Annotated in this window: 1 protein-coding gene; it reads left to right on the top strand. The window is 39.0% G+C overall.

Features of this window, described 5'->3' with window-relative positions; genetic code table 11:
- Positions 1-327: integrase core domain-containing protein (locus tag AAEY78_RS12415; RefSeq protein WP_352339645.1), on the top strand; the 327-nt coding region annotated here is incomplete at its 5' end.
- Positions 328-349: the final 22 nt, after the last annotated feature.

The raw sequence follows: 349 nt of genomic DNA, 5'->3' as shown, positions 1-349 counted from the left end.
CGTCAGAGGCCAAATACACAGGAGTTGATGTTTCACTCAGACCAGGGTTGCCAGTACTCTGCTAACGTGTTCAGAGAAAAGCTAAAGCACTTAGGCATTGAACAAAGTATGAGTCGTAGAGGAAATTGTTGGGATAATGCCGTGATGGAACGATTTTTTAGGAGTTTAAAGACTGAAAGATTAAACCATTTAGCTTTTACCAATCACAGCGCAGTAGTGAGCGTAGTTGAGCAATATATTCAGTTCTACAATTACAAACGCAGACATTCGGCAATAGATTATAAGACGCCACATCAGAAATATAATGAGTTAAAAAAAGCGGCTTAAAATCTCTCCAGAAATACTTGAC

It is taken from the genome of Psychrobacter sp. 16-MNA-CIBAN-0192 (genome assembly GCF_040309565.1).
Taxonomy (GTDB): Bacteria; Pseudomonadota; Gammaproteobacteria; order Pseudomonadales; family Moraxellaceae; genus Psychrobacter.
The sequence above is the reverse complement of the archived record's forward strand: the minus strand, read 5'-3'. Positions and strand labels throughout refer to the sequence as shown.